The 19,883-nt window shown below is 64.7% G+C and carries 17 protein-coding genes and 1 pseudogene; 9 read left to right on the forward strand and 9 right to left on the reverse strand.

Annotated features, from left to right (window positions below; genetic code table 11):
* Positions 1-26: 26 nt before the first annotated feature.
* The 5 genes from ACFTWF_RS40920 to ACFTWF_RS40940 all read right to left on the reverse strand — a co-directional run bounded on the left by ACFTWF_RS40920 (position 27) and on the right by ACFTWF_RS40940 (position 5,043).
* Positions 27-704 (reverse strand): MspA family porin, encoded by a 678-nt coding sequence (locus ACFTWF_RS40920; protein WP_378466791.1) that lies wholly within the window; start codon positions 702-704, stop codon positions 27-29.
* 104 nt (positions 705-808) lie between these two features.
* Positions 809-2,227 carry an NAD(P)/FAD-dependent oxidoreductase gene (locus ACFTWF_RS40925; RefSeq protein WP_378466792.1) on the reverse strand — a complete coding sequence of 473 codons (1,419 nt, stop codon included), beginning with the start codon at positions 2,225-2,227 and terminating at the stop codon, positions 809-811.
* Positions 2,224-3,705 carry a gamma-aminobutyraldehyde dehydrogenase gene (locus tag ACFTWF_RS40930; protein WP_378466793.1) on the reverse strand — a complete coding sequence of 494 codons (1,482 nt, stop codon included), beginning with the start codon at positions 3,703-3,705 and terminating at the stop codon, positions 2,224-2,226. Before ACFTWF_RS40930 ends, ACFTWF_RS40925 begins: the two co-directional genes overlap by 4 nt.
* Positions 3,706-3,708: 3 nt before the next feature.
* Positions 3,709-4,125: a cupin domain-containing protein gene (locus ACFTWF_RS40935; protein ID WP_378466794.1), complete on the reverse strand. Its 417-nt coding sequence runs from the start codon at positions 4,123-4,125 to the stop codon at positions 3,709-3,711.
* Between the two features lie 336 nt (positions 4,126-4,461).
* A complete protein-coding gene (locus ACFTWF_RS40940) occupies positions 4,462-5,043 on the reverse strand; it encodes a TetR/AcrR family transcriptional regulator (RefSeq protein ID WP_378466795.1) in 582 nt (193 codons plus the stop codon).
* A 218-nt stretch (positions 5,044-5,261) separates the two neighbouring features.
* Between ACFTWF_RS40940 and ACFTWF_RS40945 the strand changes: the two genes are divergently transcribed.
* The 9 genes from ACFTWF_RS40945 (at position 5,262) to ACFTWF_RS40985 (ending at position 16,597) form a co-directional block, all read left to right on the forward strand.
* Entirely contained in the window at positions 5,262-7,451 is a 2,190-nt protein-coding gene (locus tag ACFTWF_RS40945; protein ID WP_378466796.1) for an acetate--CoA ligase family protein, read from the forward strand.
* Entirely contained in the window at positions 7,451-7,963 is a 513-nt protein-coding gene (locus ACFTWF_RS40950; protein ID WP_378466797.1) for a hypothetical protein, read from the forward strand. The genes ACFTWF_RS40945 and ACFTWF_RS40950 overlap by 1 nt, the downstream gene beginning before the upstream one ends.
* A gap of 5 nt (positions 7,964-7,968) precedes the next feature.
* Positions 7,969-9,441 carry an amidase gene (locus ACFTWF_RS40955; RefSeq protein ID WP_378466798.1) on the forward strand — a complete coding sequence of 491 codons (1,473 nt, stop codon included), beginning with the start codon at positions 7,969-7,971 and terminating at the stop codon, positions 9,439-9,441.
* Between the two features lie 10 nt (positions 9,442-9,451).
* A complete protein-coding gene (locus tag ACFTWF_RS40960; RefSeq protein WP_378466799.1) occupies positions 9,452-11,134 on the forward strand; it encodes an ABC transporter substrate-binding protein in 1,683 nt (560 codons plus the stop codon).
* A gap of 3 nt (positions 11,135-11,137) precedes the next feature.
* Positions 11,138-12,154, forward strand: a complete 1,017-nt coding sequence (locus tag ACFTWF_RS40965) for an ABC transporter permease (RefSeq protein WP_378466800.1) — start codon at positions 11,138-11,140, stop codon at positions 12,152-12,154.
* The gene (locus tag ACFTWF_RS40970) at positions 12,151-13,014 is read left to right on the forward strand and encodes an ABC transporter permease (protein ID WP_378466801.1); all 864 of its coding nucleotides are present in this window, start codon (positions 12,151-12,153) and stop codon (positions 13,012-13,014) included. The genes ACFTWF_RS40965 and ACFTWF_RS40970 overlap by 4 nt, the downstream gene beginning before the upstream one ends.
* The gene (locus ACFTWF_RS40975) at positions 13,011-14,018 is read left to right on the forward strand and encodes an ABC transporter ATP-binding protein (protein WP_378466802.1); all 1,008 of its coding nucleotides are present in this window, start codon (positions 13,011-13,013) and stop codon (positions 14,016-14,018) included. Before ACFTWF_RS40970 ends, ACFTWF_RS40975 begins: the two co-directional genes overlap by 4 nt.
* Before the next feature lie 41 nt (positions 14,019-14,059).
* Entirely contained in the window at positions 14,060-14,848 is a 789-nt protein-coding gene (locus tag ACFTWF_RS40980; RefSeq protein WP_378466803.1) for an ABC transporter ATP-binding protein, read from the forward strand.
* A gap of 90 nt (positions 14,849-14,938) precedes the next feature.
* On the forward strand, positions 14,939-16,597 hold the full coding sequence (locus tag ACFTWF_RS40985) for a CocE/NonD family hydrolase (protein ID WP_378466804.1): 1,659 nt from the start codon (positions 14,939-14,941) through the stop codon (positions 16,595-16,597).
* A 536-nt stretch (positions 16,598-17,133) separates the two neighbouring features.
* Here ACFTWF_RS40985 and ACFTWF_RS40990 read toward each other — a convergent pair.
* The 4 genes and pseudogenes from ACFTWF_RS40990 to ACFTWF_RS41005 all read right to left on the reverse strand — a co-directional run.
* A pseudogene (locus ACFTWF_RS40990) lies at positions 17,134-17,380 on the reverse strand (HNH endonuclease family protein); the annotation flags it as partial.
* A gap of 194 nt (positions 17,381-17,574) precedes the next feature.
* Positions 17,575-17,898, reverse strand: a complete 324-nt coding sequence (locus ACFTWF_RS40995) for an antibiotic biosynthesis monooxygenase family protein (RefSeq protein WP_378466805.1) — start codon at positions 17,896-17,898, stop codon at positions 17,575-17,577.
* Between the two features lie 29 nt (positions 17,899-17,927).
* Positions 17,928-18,395, reverse strand: a complete 468-nt coding sequence (locus ACFTWF_RS41000; RefSeq protein ID WP_378466806.1) for a cupin domain-containing protein — start codon at positions 18,393-18,395, stop codon at positions 17,928-17,930.
* Positions 18,396-18,429: 34 nt separating this feature from the next.
* Positions 18,430-19,848, reverse strand: a complete 1,419-nt coding sequence (locus ACFTWF_RS41005; RefSeq protein ID WP_378466807.1) for an NAD-dependent succinate-semialdehyde dehydrogenase — start codon at positions 19,846-19,848, stop codon at positions 18,430-18,432.
* Between the last annotated feature and the right edge of the window lie 35 nt (positions 19,849-19,883).

A 19,883-nucleotide genomic window follows, 5' to 3' on the forward strand; every position in this document is an offset into this window, starting at 1 on the left:
TGGAAGAACAGCGAAAGAGACCGAAATCAGCCGATGCTGAACGGCGCACCGTACAGAACGGTCTTCGAGTAGTCGTTACCCACGATCTCCACGACCGAGTACGACCGAGCCTGCGCGAATCCACCGCACTTCTGCACCTGCAGCTCCGCGTCCTGGTACTGCAACGCGTACACGCCGTCCTTCTTGATGTCCTTCGCCGCAATCGGCACGTACTTGACCTCACCCGAGTTCAACGGAACCGTCAGACCCGCACTCGCCGACAACGAATCCAAACCCAGACTGAACGACGGCGACGCAGACAGACCGGTGATGTCCACCTGGCAACCCACGATGTACCCCGTCGACACCCGCGAAACACCATGCGTCGTCGACGCATTCGTACCGTTGTAGGTACCCGCATTGTTCGTCGTAGCGTTCGCGTCCGTCACGTCGGTGACCTCCTCGAGCCCGTTGACGTCAGCAGTCACCGTGCCCGACACCCACGCCACCCGACCGGCGCCATTGGCAGCCAACGACGGCGACGACAGAGCGCTCTCCGCGGTACGGGTCACCGTCACATTCGGACCGGTCTTCGAACCATCAGGCAGCGGGATGAATGTATCCGCGCTCGCCGCACCAGTGGACATCACACCGAGCAGGGCAGCCGCAGCAGCACCCAGGCCTGCAATACGGGCGCCACGGCGCAGGTTGGATTTGCTCGTCATAAATGGTCTCCTCGTCGAATACCCTCGCCGGGACGAGGCCTGGTAGTGGGGTAGGTGTACTGGACAGCTGTGTCGCGGCGCCGGACGGCGTTGCGTCTGGACGGTCAGGAATCGAAACCGAGTCCGACCGCGTCCATCGCTTTGAGCCAGAGATTCCGGCGTCCTTCGTTGCCGTCGGCCCGAGCCATTGACCACCGCGTCGCCTGCACACCAATGTAGGCGAGGGGTTCGGGCGGGAACGGTATCGGCTTGGTGCGCACCATCTTCAGCCGCGTTCGCTCGGTCTCTTCCCCTGCCAGCAGGTCCAAGGTCACCTCGGCGCCGAACCGAGTCGCAGCGACACCCAAACCGGTATAGCCGGCCGAGTATGCGACGTTCCCGTCCATCGCCGTGCCGAAGAACACGCTGAATCGGCTGCAGGTGTCGATCGCACCACCCCAGCGGTGAGTGAAGCGAACGTCGGTGAGTTGCGGGAACGTAGCGAAAAAGTGTTCGGCGAGTGTTCGGTAGGTCTGGGGGCGGTGGTTGTGGTCCGAACTGACCCGTTTACCGAAGTGATAAATCGCGTCGTACCCACCCCAGACGATTCTGTTGTCGGCGGTGAGCCGGTAATAGTGGAATTGGTTGCCTGCATCTGCCAATCCCTGTCGCCGGTGCCAGCCAATTCGGTCGAGTTGCTCGGCAGTGAGGGGTTCGGTGGCGAGGACGTAGTCGTACACCGGGACGGTGTATGCGCGCGCCCGGCGAATCAGCGAGGGAAAGACGTTCGTGGCGAGAACGGTATGTTTCGCGCGGATCGTTCCGTAGGTGGTAGTCAGGGTGATCCCGCCGTCGCGGTTGACGAGGTCTGTCACGTGTGAGTGTTCGTAGATGCGAACACCCGCGTCGAGGCAGGCGCGACGAAGCCCCCAGGCCAGGCGTGCCGGGTTGAGCACGGCGGCGCCCTTCTTGTCCCAGAGTCCCGCGCGGTAGGTCGGCGAGTGGATTTCGGCTTGCAGTTGGTCGCGGTCGAAGAACTCTGCGTCGCCGCCGGATTCGACGAATCGATCGAACTCCTCGGCCAGCCCATCGACCTGCCAGTCGTCGACGGCAATATCGAGTTGTCCGGTCCACTCGAAGTCACAGTCGATGTCGAGGTGACCGAGGTCGGCGACAAGTGCGGCGAGATTGTCCTGACCGAGTTGTGTCAGCGTGTCGATCTCCCGGGGGAAGCGGCTCAGACCGTTGCTGTATCCGTGCGTGAGCGAGTCGGAGGCGAAGCCTCCGTTTCGTCCGGAGGCGGCCCCTGCTACATCCGTACTCTCGACGAGGATGACGTCGGTGTCGGGGTTCCGGCGTTTGGCCAATAGCGCTGTCCACAGGCCCGAGTAACCACCGCCGACCACGGCTAGATCGGTGTGCTCGGTACCGACAAGCGCGCCCAACCGTTCGGGTCTGTCGGGGTCGTCGAACCACAGTACGTCCGGGGCGGCGTCGGCGAGGGCCTTGGTGGCCAGGGACCGATAGTCAGGCGTGATGGTCATGCGGTGACATCTCCCAGAACTATGCGGTGCCAGCCCTTGCGGGCAACGCCGGTGACATCGATCATGGCGTGTTTGACGTTGGTGTATTCGTCGAAGGCGTAGGTGCTCATGTCTTTACCGAATCCGGATCGCCCCACTCCGCCGTGCGGCATCTCGCTGGTCATGGGGATGTGGTCGTTGATCCACACACATCCGGCGTTGATTTCGCGGGTCGCGGTCATTGCTCGGTTCAGATCGCTGGTCCATGCCGATGCGGCCAGGCCGTAGTCGTTGTCGTTGGCGAGGGCGAGCCCGGTGTGGTCGTCATCGAAGGGCAGCACGGCCAGGACGGGGCCGAAGACCTCTTTCTGGACGATGTCGGAGCGCTGGTCGGCATCGACTACGAGGGTCGGTTCGTAGTACGCGCTGTGTTCGGGCATGCCGTCCGGCGCCTTGCCTCCGCACACGATCTTGGCGCCGGTGGCCCGGGCGTGTTCGACGGCATGCGCCACTCGGTCACGTTGTGTCGTGGAAACCAATGGTCCGAGTGTGGTTTCGCGCTCGTTGGTGGGACCGGGTCGCACCTGCGTCATCAGTTCTTGCACGCCGGCGACAAACTGTTCGTACAGGGGGCGTTGGATGTAGGCGCGGGTCGCGGCAGTGCAGTCTTGACCGGTGTTGATCAGGGATCCGGCGACCGCGCCGTGGATCGCGGCGTCGAGATCCGCATCATCGAAGACCACGAACGGCGCTTTGCCGCCGAGTTCGAGGTGAACTCTTTTGGCTTGCGCTGAGGCCGCCTTCATAACCGCTCGGCCCACCGCGGTGGATCCGGTGAACGAGACCATGGCCACGTCGGGGTGTGCAGTCAGTGCGGCACCGGCCAGTTCCCCGGTTCCGGTCAGGACGTTCACGACCCCGGGTGGGATACCAGCTTCGGTGCAGGCCTCTGCAAGCATCACCGTGGTCAGCGGGGTCAGCTCACTCGATTTGAGGACGATGGTGTTTCCGGCGGCGACCGCGGGGAGGATCTTCCATGCCGCCATCTGCAACGGGTAGTTCCAGGGGGCGATCGATCCGATGACGCCGACGGGTTCGCGTCGGATCATCGAGGTGTGGTCACCGGAGTATTCGGCGGCGGCCTTGCCCTCGAGGTTGCGGGCAGCGCCGGCGAAGAAGGCGATGTTGTCGATGGTGCCGGGGACATCGAACTCGGTCGCGAGGGTGATCGGTTTACCGGCCTGCCGGGACTCGACGTCGGCGAACGCGTCGGCTTTGTCAGTGACGATCTGCGCAAGTCGGGTCAGCGCACCGGCGCGCTCGGCGGGGGTGAGTCGACTCCATGTGGAGAAGGCCTGTCGGGCAGCGGAGACAGCGCGGTCGACGTCGTCCGCGCCGGCCAGGTCGACCTGAGTGATGGTGAGACCGGTGGAGGGGTCCACGACGTCGACGAAACCGCTGCTGCCCTGGGTGCGTTGACCGTTGATGAATTGGTACATGGTTCAGTTGCCGTTCTGCGCGATGTAGATTTTTCGAAGCGTGGATTCGACCACCCAGATGGTTCGGTCACCGGCGTGGAGGCGTAGCCCTACTCCGGCGGTGAGGGCGAGGGGTGGCCCGCCGTTGACGGTGACAGTCGCTCGGCCGGAGAGAACCAGGAAGAACTCGTCGATCTCCACATCACGGCAGGTGCCCTGGGTCATTTCCCACACCCCGACCTCGACCGGTTGTTCGAAGGAAAGGAGGGCGGTCGTGCCCGTCCACGGCTGCCCCTCGATGGTCTCCGCGTCGGGAAGGGCGGTGGTGACGATGGGCACCGCACCTACTGGGGTGGGACTCCGCAAGTCGTGCAGGGTGTGGGAGGCGGAGACGGATGTGCTGTGTGCACCGTCGCTGTCCGCCGTTGCTCTTTCTGCCATGACGCTTTTTCCTGTCGGAAGGTGTGATCTGTGTGGTGTTCCGGGGCGGCGGTAGAACGCCACCCGATCCCGATGGCGCTGTGCGGCAACGGTTGCGATGGTGTGGGGATGCCGCGGACGCCGACACCAGCGGTGGGCCGTTGATCGACGCACGGAGTGCGGTCGTGACTGCTTCGATCGAAGCCCGCCAGTTGGTCGCGGCAGCGGCTGAGTCGGCGCCGTCAGCGCGGATGCGGAGAGACTAACACTATTTAGAACGGTCTGTCATAAAAACTTTTGCGTCACCTCTGCCCGCGCCTCCGATCGCGCATCACCGAGCTCGCCGTCGTGCGCCGGCTAGGACACTCCGAGGCCGAGACCGCCGAGGATGCGGTGCAGGACCGCCACCTGCTGCTCCGGGGGCCATTTGTCGGGATGCTCGATCGCCGACAGCTGGATGCCGTTGGTCACCGCACGCAGGGCGGCCACGACCGGCTCGACCTCCGCCGGCGACACCAGTCCTTGCAGGTGGTCACGCAGCAGTCCGGTCATGTGCTTTTCCATCAGATCGAGAAATTCCTGGGCGTGGGGTTCGGTGCGCGTACCCCCCGCCAGCAGAACCCGGCCCTGCTCCTGATGTCGGGAGTCCTCGTCGAGCGGCAACAGCCATTCGAGCAGGATATGCAGCCGCTCGAGCGGCGTGGCGCCTTCTTCACGCTCATCGAGATCTTCTTGGAAGTTCACCAGCATCTGCTTGAAGATGCCCCGCATCAGTTCTTCTCGGGTCTTGTAGAAGTGGGTGACGAGGGTCATCGATCCGCCCATGGTCTGGGCGATCGCGCGAAGAGAAATGGCAGCGAATCCGCCCTCGGCGATGAGAGTCTGCGCCGCGCGAGCGATCTCGCGTTCGCGCTCCTGCCTGTTCACAACCTTCGGCATTGCCCCTCCGTGGTCGATGTCCGTACCGAAACAGTAGGCCCCGGCGTCGACGCGAGCGCGCGTGTTCGCTCGACCCGATCGACGGTGCCATCTCGTCAACTCTATGTTTTCCCAGCACCAGGGGGCTGTTTATTTGAAACAGGGTGTTATATATTGATCCGCAGTGAACTACATCACTCATTCTTCGTAACCGACTACTCCAGAACCGGAGGGACCGGATGGCTCTCGGCCCCCAGACGCATGCAGGCATCGACGCCCTGCTCCGTCCCCAATCCATCGTCGTACTTGGCGCCTCCGCCAAGCGATCCACCAGCGGAAACGCGGTAATTTCGAACTTGCTCCGGCACGGATATGCCGGGGAGATTCACGTCGTGCATCCCACGGCGACCGAGGTGGAGAACATCGCCGCACGCCCCACCGTCGCCGATCTGCCACACTCACTCGACGCCGCGGTCGTCTCGCTGCCTGCCGCGGCACTCATGGACGCGCTGCGGCAACTCGACGCACAGGGATGCCGCGCGGCCCTGGTGCCCACCGCCGGACTGACGGCCTCCCAGTCCGACGAACTGGCCGCCTTCACCCATGAGTCCCCGATGGTGGTGCACGGCAACAACTGCATGGGCATCGTCAACGTATCGGATGACATTCCGCTGTGGACCTACGACGCGATCTTGTCCGAGCAGCGACGAGGGGGTATTTCCCTGGTCTCACAGTCGGGCTCGGCGACCTTCGTCTCGCGCGCGATCGAACGCGCCGGCTTTTCGAAGATCATCTCCACCGGAAACGAGGTCAGCCTGACCTCATCGGACTACTTGGCATGGTTGGCGACCGACCCCGAGACCACCGTTGTCGGACTTGTTCTCGAATCTCTCAGCAATGTAGATGATTTCGTCGACGCGGTCCGGCTGTTGCGTGCGGCCGGCAAACCGGTCGTCGCCCTCAAGGTGGGAGGCACCGCACTGGGCGCAAAGGCCACCGCCGCACACACCGGAGCGATCGTCGGCGATCACGCCGCGTACCAGGCGCTGTTCCGTCAGCTCGATATCCCGCTCGTCGCCGACTACGACGAGCTCGCCGAATCACTCAAACTGCTCGGCACCCCCGGCGTCCCCCAGGTCCGGGGGCGCCGCGTCGCAGTGATCACCGACAGCGGCGGTGAGGCCGGGCTGGCCGCGGACCTGTCGAGCCGATACGACATAGAGTTGCCGACCTTCAGTGAGCCGACACTCGCCCGCGCCGGGGAACTGATGCCGGGCGCCTCGATCAACAATCCGTTCGATGCCGGCGCCAGCCCGGCCGCGTCCGAAGAGGCGTACGACGAAGCCCACGCGCTCGTAGCCGCCGACAGCGAGATCGACGCGGTCATGATCATCGCCGAGGCGCACCACACCCTGGGGAAAGCAGAAATCGGCTATCTCGAGGACATGCGGAGCGCTGTCGTCGCGGCCGCGAGCAGCGGGAAACCTGTCCTGATCGCGGCAAGTAGCTCGACCGCCACCTCCGCGGAGCTCGATCGGTTCCTCCCCGCCGACATCCCGGTCGTGCGCGGCATCGGGAACGCCTTCGCCGCCATCGCAGCCGCGGCAGGTAACACCGGCGCCGTCCCACCGCGTATCGGCAGGCCGGCACACCTTCCCTCTCCGACTGCCGTCCGCGCGCTTCGTGCCACCATCGGCGATCACGCCGGGTCACTGCCGCCGGAGCTGTGTCGTGAACTGCTCACCGCGTACCGAATCCCAGTCGTCGAATCTGCTCTCGTCCGCACCGCGGAGGACGCGCTCACCTGGGCTCGCGATCGCTTTCCCGTCGTGGTGAAGGTCGCCTCCGCGGACGTGTTGCACCGCTCGGATGTCGGTGGTGTCGTCACTTCCGTGCAGACCGAGGCAGAGCTCACCGATGCGATTGCCCGCATCCGTGAGTCCGTCCTGCGCGCCCACCCCGCAGCGATCATCGACGGTTACGAGATTCAGCACCAGGTCAATGGGGCACATGAGGCCCTTCTGGGCTTCACCACCGACCCGGTGTTCGGCGCTGTGGCGACCGTCGGCGCCGGTGGGGTCCTCGTCGAGCTCGAACGTGATGCCGTCTCGAGCCCAGCGCCCGTGGACACTACCGAAGCGTTGCACTGCATTGCCGGCACGAGGATGTCGCGGGTGCTCGACGGCTACCGAAACCTTCATCCCACCACCGACCTGTCGTCTCTTGCCGCCGCGATGACGAATCTCTCTTGGCTTGCAGCAGATTTCGCGGGCCTGCTCGAGGCGGCCGACCTGAATCCAGTCTTTGTCGAGTACGGCTCAGGAGCCATCACGATCGTCGACATGCTGATGATCGCCTCCGACGCCGAAACCCGTGAATGCCCCACGGCCACGACCAAGTCCACGCTCCCCCAGGAAGTGACGATCTGATGCCACTCACCCCCACACATACCGAGGCGCCGGTTCGTCTCTCGGTGCGTCTTGCCGAGACCCCCTCGCTGATTGGGCGAGAGTTCCGCGGCCCATGGTTCGTCATTGACCAGAATCTGTTGCCGCTCTACGACCGGTCCTGCGGTATCGACGACGAGACCAGCACGATGGATCCCGACAGCTACCCCGACAAACTCGTCGAGGGCTTTCACCTGCTCGGTTTCCTCGACCCCCTGCTCAACGACGTCGTTACCGTCGACGGCGACCCGTGGTACGGCCTGAACTACGGACTCGATCGGGTGCGGTTCGTCACCCCGGTCCTGGCCGGACAGCCCATTCGCCTGCGCGGCCGCATCGGTGACGTGCGCGAAAAGGGTGACGGGTACCTCGTACTGCACGAATGCGTCGTGGAGATCGAGGGCGAGGAGCGGCCCGGGTTCCTGGCCGATTTCTGGGCATTGTGGCGACCCGCCGCCAACGGGACAGTCCACGTCAATTCGGAAGGACGATGACAATCATGAATGACGACACGCTGTGCTGGATGTCCGCGACCGAACTCGCTCGCAGATATCGCTCCCGGGACATCTCCCCGGTGGAGGTTGTCGATGCCACACTCGAGCGCCTCGAACGGGTCAATTCCACGGTCAATGCCTTCGTGACGGTGACCGCCGCGACAGCACGTGAACAGGCAATCCAGGCCGAGCGTGACTTTGCCTCGAGTGACCACACCGCCCTCGGTGCCTTGCACGGGATCCCGATCACCATCAAGGATCTCACCGACACCGCTGGGGTCCGTACCACCTACGGGTGTCAGGGGCTGGCCGATCATGTCCCCGAACACGACGCCGCCTCGTACGCCCGGATCAAGGCGGCCGGTGCCATCTTGATCGGTAAGACCACCACCCCGGACTTCGGGATGCTCGGGGTCACTCGCAGTTCACTGACCGGTACGACCAATAATCCATGGGACCCGACACGGACCGCGGGCGGCTCGAGTGGGGGTGCCGCCGCCGCCCTGGCCAGCGGTATCGCGCCGTTGGCCTGGGGCAGCGACGGGGGAGGTTCCATTCGGGTGCCGGCCTCTGTCTGTGGAGTCGTCGGGTTGAAGGTCTCACCCGGACGCATCCCCCGAGCCGGGGACGGTGGCATCTTCGACACCGTCGGCACGCCGGGACCCATGGCGCGCAGCACCGAGGATGTCGCGCTGCTGTATTCGGTAACCCAGGGCTTCCATCCCCGCGACCCGCTCTCCCTGCCTCGTGTCTCCGAGGGCGAGATAATGTCGGCGGTCCACGGTCCATCGTTGCGTGGACTTCGAGTCGCGTACTCGCCGATGCTCGGCGCATCGTGGGTCTCGCCGGAGGTCCGCGCGGTCGTCGACCGTGCCGCACGGCTCTTCGCCACAGATCTGGGCGCCGACGTCGAGGAAGTCACGGTCGAACTCCCCGATCCCATCGAGTACTTCAAGAACATCTGGGGAATCGCGATGGTGGACTTCTACGACGAGATGAAGTCAGCTCAACGGTGGGATCCCGACCAACTCGACCCGCAAATCTTGAGCTATGTCGCCGCCGGCCGAGCCGTCACAGCACAGATGTACCACCGCGCCCTGCACCACACCCGCGCCGACATCGTCCGCGGTTTCACCACAATCTTCGACCGGTTCGATATCCTGCTCAGCCCCACCACACCGGTGACAGCCTTCCGGCACGAGGACGAAAGCACCGTCTTCAGCGTGCCGGACAACGGCAACTGGAACGATCAGGATTTGCAATTCCATGCCCTGACCGAATCGCCGAGCCACGCCGCCTTGCCCGCCATCAGTGTGCCGTGTGGTTTTTCGGAGGGCCTGCCCGTGGGATTGCAGATCATCACCCCCTGGCAAAACGACAACCTCGCCCTCCGTGCGGCCGCCGCCTACGAGGAGGCCACCTCGTGGCGGAAGAGTCGTCCACCCCTCGACGGAGCAGTCCCCACTCCCCTTTCGTGAAGAGACGCCCATGTCCAAACAAGCCCGAAAATGTTCCCCCAGTCCGCTCCACACCCGCCGCTCGTACAGCCGGGCCCACAGTGCCCTCACCGCGATAATCGGGTCGGCCACGGCTCTGTCGACACTCGTCGGCTGTTCGTTTGCCGCTGCGGGCAACCTGGAAACCCCCTCCCTCCAAGACCAACTGCCCTCGGCTGCAGCAGATATCGACCACCTGAACTGGGCTCTGCCGGCAGGTGAGCCCCCCAGCCTGAACCCGGTGATGAACGTCGACTATTCATCGACCTTCGTGATCTCGCAGCTGTGTGACACTCCACTGCAGATGAATCCCGACTACAGCGTCTCCGATAATTTGGTCTCCGCCACACAACTCGACGATCTCGCCGTCGAACTCCGACTGATCGCCGACGCCACGTTCTGGGATGGGACCCCCGTCACCACCGAAGACATCGCCTACAGCCTGCGGCGGGCCGCCGCCCCGGACGCACTGGTGAGTTTCGTCTACGCCAACGTCGCCAGCATCGATGTCACCGGCGAGAAGACTGTGACCGTTCGCTTCTCGGCACCCGACGAACTATTCCTCAAGGAGCTCGCCACACCGGTCGCCGCCATCTTTCAGAAGGCCCACGCCGAGAAGGCCGGAGCCGAATTCGGCACCGCCGCCGGGGGGATAATGTGCAGCGGTCCCTTCGCTCTCGACACCTGGAACCCCGGTTCGGCGATTGAACTCATCCGTAACGAGAACTACTGGAACCCACGGTATCGCGCCCACTCGACCTCTGCCACGCTCTCATTCGTTACCGACTCCAGCGCCCTGACGCAGGCGTTGGCATCCGGGCAGATCGACGGTGCCTACGAGGTACCGCCCTCGGTCATTCCCGCACTGCAGAAGTCGACGACCGGGACGGTGTACTACGGACCTGCCCCGCAGACGGTGGGCTTGTTCGTCGCGCGACCAGACGGTCCGCTAGCCGATTTCGATCTTCGGCGCGCGCTGGCCCTCGCCATCGACCGCCAGGCACTGCTCAAAGCCGCGTTCAACGGTGCCGGTACCGAGAATTACACCATGGTCGGGGCTTCGACCTGGGACATCAACGCCCGGCATATCTGGGAAGCGGCGAACGCCGAATACGTTCAGCGCAACGCGTTCGACACGGACGAGGCGCGTAATCTGGTGCAGAACAGCAGCTACGCGGGTGCGTCGATCGTCCTGGCCATCAAGTCCGGCGACGAAACACAGTCACGGGTCGCCCAAGTCATCCAGCAACAGGGACGGGACATCGGACTCGACGTCACGATCGACAAGGTGCAGCCACTCGAGTTCGCCCAGATGCAATACGATCCGGTCGCTCGCGCCGGTATCGATCTGCTGCTGGCCAGCTCGTTCACCGCGACCCCGTCCGATCCCCTCGAATCGATCGGGTTCAGCATCGCCGACGGCGGCCCGTACAACTACACCAATTTCCGGGACGAAACGGCGTTCGACCTCGTCAGCCGCGCCCGGCAGACCTTCGACCCCGCCGCCCGGGCCACCATGTTGACGCAGGCACAACAGCGCTGGGAACAGAGCTACATGGCGTCGACCTTGGTCAACCTCTACGAGGTGAGCTACCTCAACAACAGCTACTCCGGCGCCACCACCTCCTTCAGTTATCTCTTCACGCCGTCGCTGGCGTTGATCGGTGCGAGGTAAAACATGAACTCACCAGCAACTTCCCCGCTGACCCGGCCCTCCTCCGGGTCCACCGCCTCACCTAAAGTCTCTGTCCGCACATCGGCCACCTCGCTCCTCGAGGGGCTGATCGGTCCAGTCGTCACCATCGTCATTGCCTCCTTCGTCGTCTTCACCGCGCTCTCCTTCGCTCCTGGCGATCCGGTCAGCCAGAAGCTCGGGGCCCGCGCCACCGACGTGCAGCGAGCGGCCCTGCGTGCGCAACTCGGCCTGGACCAGCCGCTTCCGATTCGCTACTGGCACTGGCTCGTCAATGCCGCGCACGGAGACTTCGGATCGTCCATGGTCTCCGGATCGACGGTCAGTGAACTACTCGCGCCCCGCATCGCGACGACGATCTTCCTCGTCGTCTACGCCGGTATTCTCGTCCTGGTCGTAGGTTTCGCCCTCGGCACCGTCGGCGCGATGGTGCGGCCACTCAGTTCGGCTGTCGCAGCTCTCACGGGACTCGCCATAGCAATCCCGAGCTATGTCGCCGCCACCCTGCTCGTCGCCGTCTTTTCCCTCAGCTTGGGATGGTTCCCCGTCCTCGGCTCCGGCACCGGATTCGCCGACCGACTCTGGCATCTCACCCTGCCGGCCATCGCGCTCGCCGTCGGATGGAGCGCCTTCGTCACCCAGATCACGGCAGCGTCGCTGCGCCAGGAACGCCTCAGCGATCACGTCGAAACGGCACTCAGTAGAGGCATTCCGCCCGCCCAGGTGTTCCGGCGACACATCCTCCGCAACGCAGCGGTCCCGATCGTCACCACCACCGGTACCCTGCTCGCCGGCCTGGTTGCCGGGAGTGTGGTCGTCGAGACCGCGTTCGGGCTCGACGGGCTCGGCTCACTGCTGGTCACGGGAATCCTCAGCAAGGACTACAACGTCGTCACCGCCATCTCACTCATCCTCGTCGTGGTCTTCGTCATCTCGACCGCAATCGTGACGGCCATGCAGCGGACCCTCGATCCCCGCATCCGGGAAGGAGTCAAGCCATGACCGCCATCGCAGCGGTGCCTCTGTCCACCGACACGGTAGAAACCCGCCGTCACCGCCGGTTCGATCCGGTCACCATCGTCGCCGGCACGGTCCTTGTCGTCCTGGTCACCGCCGCAGTGATCGGGCCGTGGGTGACCCCGTACGACCCCCAGCAGGTCGACATCCTGGCGTCGAACCTGCCACCGAGCGCGCACCACCTGTTCGGTACCGATTCGCTCGGGCGCGACATCTTCAGCCGGGCGTTGGCCGGTGCCCGATTGAGCTTGATCGGCCCCGTCATCGTGGTACTGATCTCGAGCGCACTGGGAACTCTGCTCGCGCTCGCCGCCGCCTGGTACGGCGGACGGCTCGACACCGCCCTGAGCCGGGTGGTCGACGTGATGCTGGCCTTCCCCAGCATTCTCGTCGCGGTGCTGGCGGTGGGAATTTTCGGCGTCGGTCTTGCCGCACCCGTGGTCGCCCTCACCCTCGCATATGTCCCCTACTTCGCCCGCATCGTTCGCGCCACGGCCATCCGGGAAGCGCATCTTCCCTACGTCGAAGCCTGCCAAATGGCCGGGTTTTCCACGTGGAGAATCAATTTCAGGCATATCCTGCCCGCCGTGGCTCCGACCATCGGCGCCCAGGCGACCATCACGATGGGGACCGCCCTGGTCGAGCTGGCCGCAATCTCCTTCATCGGACTCGGCGCCCAACCCCCGTCCTCGGAATGGGGTCTGATGGTCGCCGAGGGCAGCACCGCGCTGCTCAGCGGCTACCCCTACCAAACGATCGCCGGAGGCATCCTCATCGTGCTCACCGTGGTCAGCGTCAATGTGCTGGGAGAACGCGCCGCACAACGAGTGGAGAACCGAGCATGAACACACCCCTACTGCGCGTCGACTCGCTCTGCGTCGATGCCACCGTCGACAACCAACTGCGCCCCATCGTGACGAACGTGTCATTCGACCTCGAAGCCGAAGGCGCACTCGGCATCGTCGGCGAGTCCGGGTCCGGCAAGTCGATGACGCTGCGCGCCATCCAGCGACTGCTCGCCCCGGGTGTGCACGTTCGCGGCGAAGTACTCTTCGACGGCACGGACGTGTACGCGATGAATGCGAAACAGCTTCGCCGCTGGCGCAGCCGAGACATCGCGATGATCTATCAAGACTGCCGGGCGCACATCAATCCGGTACGCACCATCGGTGACTTCCTCACCGAAGGATTAACTACCTGCCGCGGGGTCAATCGCACCGACGCGGTGAAAGCAGCCACGGAACAGCTGCGGGCGGTGGGAATCAGTGACGGACAGCGCCGCCTCAACCAGTACCCGCATCAGCTGTCCGGGGGGTTGCTCCAGCGGGTCATGATCGCCAGCGCCCTGTTGACCGATCCCAAACTCATCCTCGCCGACGAACCGACGACTGCGCTCGACGTGACCATGCAGGAGGAGGTCATGGCGATCCTCAACGACCTACGGACCCAACGCGGTCTGGCGATGATCCTGGTCACGCATGATCTCGAACTCGCTGCCGCTGTCAGCGACCGAATCGCCGTGATGTATGCGGGTATGTTCGTCGAGTTCGGCGACACCGTCCCCATCCACCGCAATACCCTGCACCCCTACTCCGCGGGTCTGCTCGCCTCACGCCCCTCCATCGACCAGCGGGTTCGTCTCCATCCGATTCCAGGCCGGCCCCGCGCGGCCTACGAGGTCGCACGCGGTTGCCGATTCGCAGAACGGTGCAGCTTCACCACCGACGACTGCACGTCGATCGAGCAGTCCCTACACCTGGTCGACGATCATCTCGTGGCCTGCTGTCGCGCAGAGCAGCTCGCCGGGCAGTTATCACTGCATACCGAATCGACGGGAGCGACACTGTGAGCCCGCTTCTCGAAGTTGTCGCACTTCGCAAAACGTTCCCGATGCGCAACACGCGCACCGGACCCGCGGAACTGATCGCCGTGGACGACGTCTCGTTCACGGTCGAGCGAGGTGAATGCCTGGCGATCGTCGGTCAGTCCGGATCGGGAAAGACAACCTGCGCCCGCATCATCGCCGGTCTCGAGAAGGCGACCTCGGGTCAGGTCCTGTTCTCCGGAACGCCACGTTCGACTGAACACAGTTGGGGAGGACGCGGCCGGCGAGAACACGCCCGTCAGATCCAAATGGTCTTCCAGGACCCGAACTCGTCGCTCGATCCTCGGCAAACCGCTCGAGCAGCGATTCTGGAGGTCCTGCGTGAGCATCCCGATCTCTACGGCCCGCCGACCGTCACGACCGCCACCGAACTCCTCGAACGAGTCGGGCTCGATGCGCGGACAGGCAACCTGCGCCCGCGAGCGCTCTCCGGTGGGCAGAAACAACGGGTGGCCATTGCCCGCGCCCTCGCCGCCAAACCCAGCCTCTTGATTCTCGACGAGGCGGTCGCCGCCCTCGACGTCAGCGTACAAGCCCAAATCATCAACCTCCTCGAGGATCTTCGCATCGGCTCCGACCTTGCCTACCTGTTCGTCTCCCACGATCTCGGTGTCGTCCGACAGGTCAGCGACAAATGCATAGTGATGACCGAAGGGCATGTTGTCGAACGTGGCTATACCGCCGATGTTCTCGACAACCCCCGCGAGGAATACACCCGCACGCTGCTCTCCGCGATCCCACGGCCGGGCTGGACACCTACTCGGCAACTTGCGGTTGCGACTTCACACGATTGAAGCCCCAGGACACCGCCGTCCGCCCACCTTCACTACCCGCTCCAGCACGTACCCCGCTCACCGAGCCGACTCTCCAAGGACCCGTATCAGATGGATATCATCCACACCGGACCCGCGCCCGTACCCGACGGTGTCACCAGTCCGTACATCCCCATGCGCGACGGCGTTCGCCTCGCCGCCGACCTCTACCGCCCCGACGGACCCGGACCGTTCCCAGTCGTCCTCATCCGGCTGCCGTACGACAAAGATGGCCGATATTGCTTCATGCCCGAGATCGCTCCCCGCTTCACCGAAAGCGGTTATGCCGTTGTAGTACAGGATGTTCGCGGTAAGTACCGTTCCGAGGGTGTCACCGAATTCGGTGTGCACGAGGTTGCGGACGGGTACGACACAATCGACTGGATCGTCGCCCAGGACTGGTCCGACGGAAACGTCGTCATGTGGGGCGACTCCTACTTCGGAATGACTCAGCTCGCAGCAGCGGTCTCCGCTCATCCCGCGTTGCGGGCCATCTCCCCCCGAGTGACAGGCACCGGACTCAGCTGCGTCACCCGAGAACCCGATGGCTTCCCCGAGCCCGAGCAGATGTGCCGGCGACTGTACCTCGCCAGCCACTACGTCGACCGCGACCAATACGAGTGGCAGTTGGACCCGCACACACGTCCCCTCAGCGCCGCATTCGAAGAATTCTTCACCGAACTCGGGCACCGATCTCGGGACTATGACCACGAACTCACCGCGCCTGGCGATCATCGCGGACCATCGGTGGCGCAACTACTGGCCGCTCCTCCCGTGCCCACCATGTACACGATCGGGTGGTACGACAACTGTGCCATCTGGTCGTGGCATGACGTCAACCAACTGCTAGCGCATCCGGACTGGCAGCAGTCGACCTATCTGCGACTCGAAGGTATCGACCACGAGAACTATCGCTTCTCGAACCGTCCCATCGGCGAGCACGACCGGTATGACAAGTCCGTCGACGCACGCGCGAAGCTCATCCCGCAAATGGTCGACCCCTCGATCGCCTTCTTCGATTTCTGGCTCGGAAGGTCGGTCACACAGCCCGAGAAGGTGACCTACGAGATCTGCCACGGCTCGTGGGACACAGCGCAGGCATGGCCACCCTCCTCGGCCGTGCGCTCCGTACTCCACGTACATGCACTAGATCAGACTCGCAGCGGCGAGCTGAAAGACACAGTGCCGTCAACCGCCGCCGCTCTGGTGTGGGAGTCCGACGGGATCAACCTCGTCCCCTCCGTGACAGCGAATCCCTTCGCCATGGCGCTGGAGATGGAGAATCTCACCCCCACCGACCGCACCGACGTCGCGTTCGTGACCGGCACACCGCTCGACGACGATCTCGTACTCGCCGGTCCCATCGAGTTGACGGGTTGGCTGACCTCCGACCAGAACAGCACCGACCTCTTCACCCGCCTGCTCGACGTCGCACCCGACGGATCCTCCACACTCATCGCGCGAGGCGGCATTCGTCTGAGTGATCTGCGAGGAGTATCCGAGTTCCGGGTCAGCCTTCTCCACGCGGGATACAAGATTGCGGCCGAGCACCGACTGGGACTGCACCTGGCGACCACCGACTTCCCCGAGTACATCTTCAACACCGGAAACGGGACCGACCCATGGGAAGCCGAGCTGGCAGCGAAGACAGTCACCCGGTTGCACACCGGGCCCCAACACGATCTGCGTCTCACCATCACCACCATGCCACCGTTCGGGCAAGTCGAATGACCCGCACACACCTCGAATGCAGGAAACCTCGTGAAGGAGGACACGTTCACAAGAGCCTTGCCGTGCAAGCCGACGGCTTTTCTCGCGGTGACCGCGACATCCTCGACCTCGCCGTCTTGTGGCTACCCCTTGGCGGGCTACCCGCCGAAAAAATTCGTCGCACACTCGGGATGAACCCGACGGAATTTCACGACCGGATCCGAAGCATTGTGCGGCACCACCTACGAGAGCCTCCTGTCAGAAATTACGATGCACTCGAAACCGTTTATGCACCATCAATTCTCACATCTGTGGAACAATCCGCCGCCGACCATAGGCTCGCGGTTGAATGAGGGCTCGCCGGGTTTACTGCAGCAGTTGAGAACATGGCCTGCCTCGATTCAAGGTAAGCGTTCAGGGTCGCCGACGTCATCGAGAATCGCCAGCAGTTCGGCGAGGAGATTCTCGGCTTTCGCCTTTGCCGTCGAGTATCTCGGTGACGTCCCAAGCGGGGTGTGGGGGTCCCGGCGGGCGGCTGCACGGACGAGACTCCGTGGTCAGTGGGCGCCCCTCTCGGCCTGGGTGACCCACAGCCGGTAGAGGGCTTCACGTCGATTTGCCGGGAGACGTAGGTGTAACGGTAGGCCTTGTTCGACCGCATCAGGCCGCGGCGTCGGAGTCGGACTTCTGGCCGTTGGTGGGCCCGTCGACGTCCTGCAGGTTCCGTGGGTCGTTGGCCAGGTCGCGGCGCTGTTCGGGGCCGATCGGCTGGGCACCCTTCTGCCACGTATCCGACAGCGCGACGCGATCGGGTGAGCACGCGAGGCGAGCGCGAACTCGGAGATCACCACGCCGACGAGGGCGTCTTCGGCGAACCGGTCACGTCGTTCGCGTAGCCCGGCGGCACGCTCGGCCGCGGGGAGTGCGATGTGGTGGAGACCCGTTCGCCACGCCGGTGAGCTGGCGTGGCGAACGGGCGATTGTGGGGTTGCCGGCGGTCAGGCGAGTGCTGCCGGGTGGTTCTGGAATCCGACGTCCAACGCGCGGGTGTGCTCGACGACCGGTGGTTCGGCGAAGTGCTCGGCGACGAGGGCTCGCCACTGGGCGAAGTCGTCGGATTCGCGGAACCGGACGGTGTGGTCCTCCACGGTGTCCCATTCGACGATCAGCCGGTAGCGTTGCGGGAATTCCTCGGAGTGCTGAACCTGCATGCCGCTGCAGCCGTGGGCGCGACGGAACAATGGGACAGCCTCGGCGACAGCGGATTCGAACTGTTCGTTGTGTCCGGGAAGGACTTCGAGTTGGGCGATCTCCCACACCATGTCATGTGCCTTTCGGGTCGGATCGACGGTCAGGAGATGTTGGTGCCGTGTTCCTCGTCGATACGGGTGGTCACCCCGGTGGCGACGATGGTGCGGTTCGCGTCGACCGAGGCGTAGGTCCAGAAGATGTGCAGTTCGTCGGTGTCGGACGTGTTCTGGAAGAAGTGCGGGATCCCGGCGGGGATGAACGAGTTGTCGCCGACGGTGACCGGGTACTCGACGCCGTCGATGTGCGCGACCGCCGAGCCCCTGATGATCAGCACGGACTCGTCGCAGTTGTGGATGTGTTCGGGGATCGCGGCGCCGGGCCCGAACATGGTGATGCCGTTGAGGAAGTCTTTCGCGCCGACCTGCGGGGAGACCAGCGGGATGGTGCGGGCGCCGCCGCCGCGCTGACGCGGGGTGATCTCCCCGGACTTCAGCACGACGGCGGGGCGTCCGTCGTCCCCGGCCGATGTCGTCACGTGGTGCCCGGGGGCGGGATCGGTGGTGGTCAAGAGAGGTCTCCTTCGGAAGTGGTTGCGGGAAAATCTATTCGGAAACCGGTGCCTGGGATCCCGGTTCCTTCATCGCCCACCAGGTGCGGACGTTGACGAATTCCCGGATCCCCGCCGAGGCGAGTTCGCGGCCGTAGCCGGAGCGTTTGGTGCCACCGAACGGCATCCGGGCATCGGACGCGACGACGGAATTGATGAAACACGCCCCGGACTCGATGCGCCTGCCGACCGCGATCGCCGCCTCGACGTCGGTGCCCCACACACTGGCGCCGAGCCCGAAACGGGTGTCGTTGGCCACGGCGACCGCCTCGCCCGGCCCGTCGACCGTGATGATCGTCGCGACCGGCCCGAACGTCTCCTCCTCGTACACCGACATCCCCTTGCGGACGTCCCCGAGCACGGTCGGCGCGTAGAAGAACCCGTCCGTGCCCTCCAGCGGGTGCCCGCCGTGCAGCACGGTGGCACCCTGCCCGGCGGCGGTCCGCACCTGCCGGTCGATGCCGTCCAGCAGGTCGCGGCGGGCCATCGGGCCGACATCGGTGCCGTCGATCTCCGGGTCACCGACCTGCAACCGGCCGACGTGGTCCACGAATAGCCGGGTGAACTCGTCCACGATCGACGCGTCGACGACGAACCGCTTCGGGGAGATGCAACTCTGCCCGGCGTTGAGGAACCGGCCCCTCGCGGCGAGCGCCGCCACCCGCGGCAGGTCGGCGTCGGCGAGGATCACGAACGGATCGGAACCGCCGAGTTCGAGAACGGACTTCTTGATCTCCCGCCCGGCCAGCGAGCCGACCGCGCTGCCGGCGCGTTCGCTGCCGGTGATGGTGACCGCCCCGATCCTCGGGTCGGCGATCAGACGCTCGGTGGTCGCGGGCACGTCCGGTTCGGCCACCAGCAGGGCGGTGAACAACCCGTCCGGCAGGCCCGCGGCGCGCAGGATGTCCTCGCTCTCGACCGCCGACCCGGTGGTGTTCGGGGAATGCTTGAGCAGGGCGGCGTTGCCGGCCATCAGCGCGGGCGCGGCAAACCGGAACACCTGCCACAACGGGAAATTCCACGGCATGATCGCCAGCACGATCCCGACCGGCTCGTACGACACCCAGCTGTCGTCGGCGGACGTCGCATAGGTCTCGTCGGCAAGGAAGCCGGCGGCGTGATCGGCGTAGTACTCGAGCCCGACCGCGCACTTCTCCACCTCGGCCCGTGACTCGACCAGCGGCTTGCCCATCTCCCGGGTCACCAGCAACGCCAGCGAATCCCGGCGGCGGCGCAGTTCGGTCGCGGCCGCGCGCAGCACCTCACCGCGGGCAGCGAAATCGAGTTGCGCCCACTGCTTCTGCGCTGCGGCTGCCGTGTCGACGACCGCGTCGATCGTGCTGTCCGACATCGTCGGGTAGGTCTGGAGTGTCTGTCCGGTGGCGGGGTTGACGGTGGTGATCGATGCGGTCATGAGGGTCCTCTCACAGGTGTCCGCGGGCAAAGGAA

The organism is Rhodococcus sp. NPDC056960, assembly GCF_042674125.1.
In the GTDB taxonomy this organism is placed as follows: domain Bacteria; phylum Actinomycetota; class Actinomycetes; order Mycobacteriales; family Mycobacteriaceae; genus Rhodococcus_F.

What these genes read in the sequence shown, in the direction of transcription:
- ACFTWF_RS40985 (WP_378466804.1), top strand. Translation starts at nt 14,939, where the DNA reads ATGGATATCATCCACACCGGACCCGCGCCCGTACCCGACGGTGTCACC.
- ACFTWF_RS40930 (WP_378466793.1), bottom strand. Translation starts at nt 3,705, where the DNA reads ATGTACCAATTCATCAACGGTCAACGCACCCAGGGCAGCAGCGGTTTC.
- ACFTWF_RS40980 (WP_378466803.1), top strand. Translation starts at nt 14,060, where the DNA reads ATGCGCAACACGCGCACCGGACCCGCGGAACTGATCGCCGTGGACGAC.
- ACFTWF_RS40925 (WP_378466792.1), bottom strand. Translation starts at nt 2,227, where the DNA reads ATGACCATCACGCCTGACTATCGGTCCCTGGCCACCAAGGCCCTCGCC.
- ACFTWF_RS40955 (WP_378466798.1), top strand. Translation starts at nt 7,969, where the DNA reads ATGAATGACGACACGCTGTGCTGGATGTCCGCGACCGAACTCGCTCGC.
- ACFTWF_RS40935 (WP_378466794.1), bottom strand. Translation starts at nt 4,125, where the DNA reads ATGGCAGAAAGAGCAACGGCGGACAGCGACGGTGCACACAGCACATCC.
- ACFTWF_RS41005 (WP_378466807.1), bottom strand. Translation starts at nt 19,848, where the DNA reads ATGACCGCATCGATCACCACCGTCAACCCCGCCACCGGACAGACACTC.
- ACFTWF_RS40965 (WP_378466800.1), top strand. Translation starts at nt 11,138, where the DNA reads ATGAACTCACCAGCAACTTCCCCGCTGACCCGGCCCTCCTCCGGGTCC.
- ACFTWF_RS40970 (WP_378466801.1), top strand. Translation starts at nt 12,151, where the DNA reads ATGACCGCCATCGCAGCGGTGCCTCTGTCCACCGACACGGTAGAAACC.
- ACFTWF_RS40995 (WP_378466805.1), bottom strand. Translation starts at nt 17,898, where the DNA reads ATGGTGTGGGAGATCGCCCAACTCGAAGTCCTTCCCGGACACAACGAA.
- ACFTWF_RS40945 (WP_378466796.1), top strand. Translation starts at nt 5,262, where the DNA reads ATGGCTCTCGGCCCCCAGACGCATGCAGGCATCGACGCCCTGCTCCGT.
- ACFTWF_RS40920 (WP_378466791.1), bottom strand. Translation starts at nt 704, where the DNA reads ATGACGAGCAAATCCAACCTGCGCCGTGGCGCCCGTATTGCAGGCCTG.
- ACFTWF_RS40975 (WP_378466802.1), top strand. Translation starts at nt 13,011, where the DNA reads ATGAACACACCCCTACTGCGCGTCGACTCGCTCTGCGTCGATGCCACC.
- ACFTWF_RS40940 (WP_378466795.1), bottom strand. Translation starts at nt 5,043, where the DNA reads ATGCCGAAGGTTGTGAACAGGCAGGAGCGCGAACGCGAGATCGCTCGC.
- ACFTWF_RS40950 (WP_378466797.1), top strand. Translation starts at nt 7,451, where the DNA reads ATGCCACTCACCCCCACACATACCGAGGCGCCGGTTCGTCTCTCGGTG.
- ACFTWF_RS40960 (WP_378466799.1), top strand. Translation starts at nt 9,452, where the DNA reads ATGTCCAAACAAGCCCGAAAATGTTCCCCCAGTCCGCTCCACACCCGC.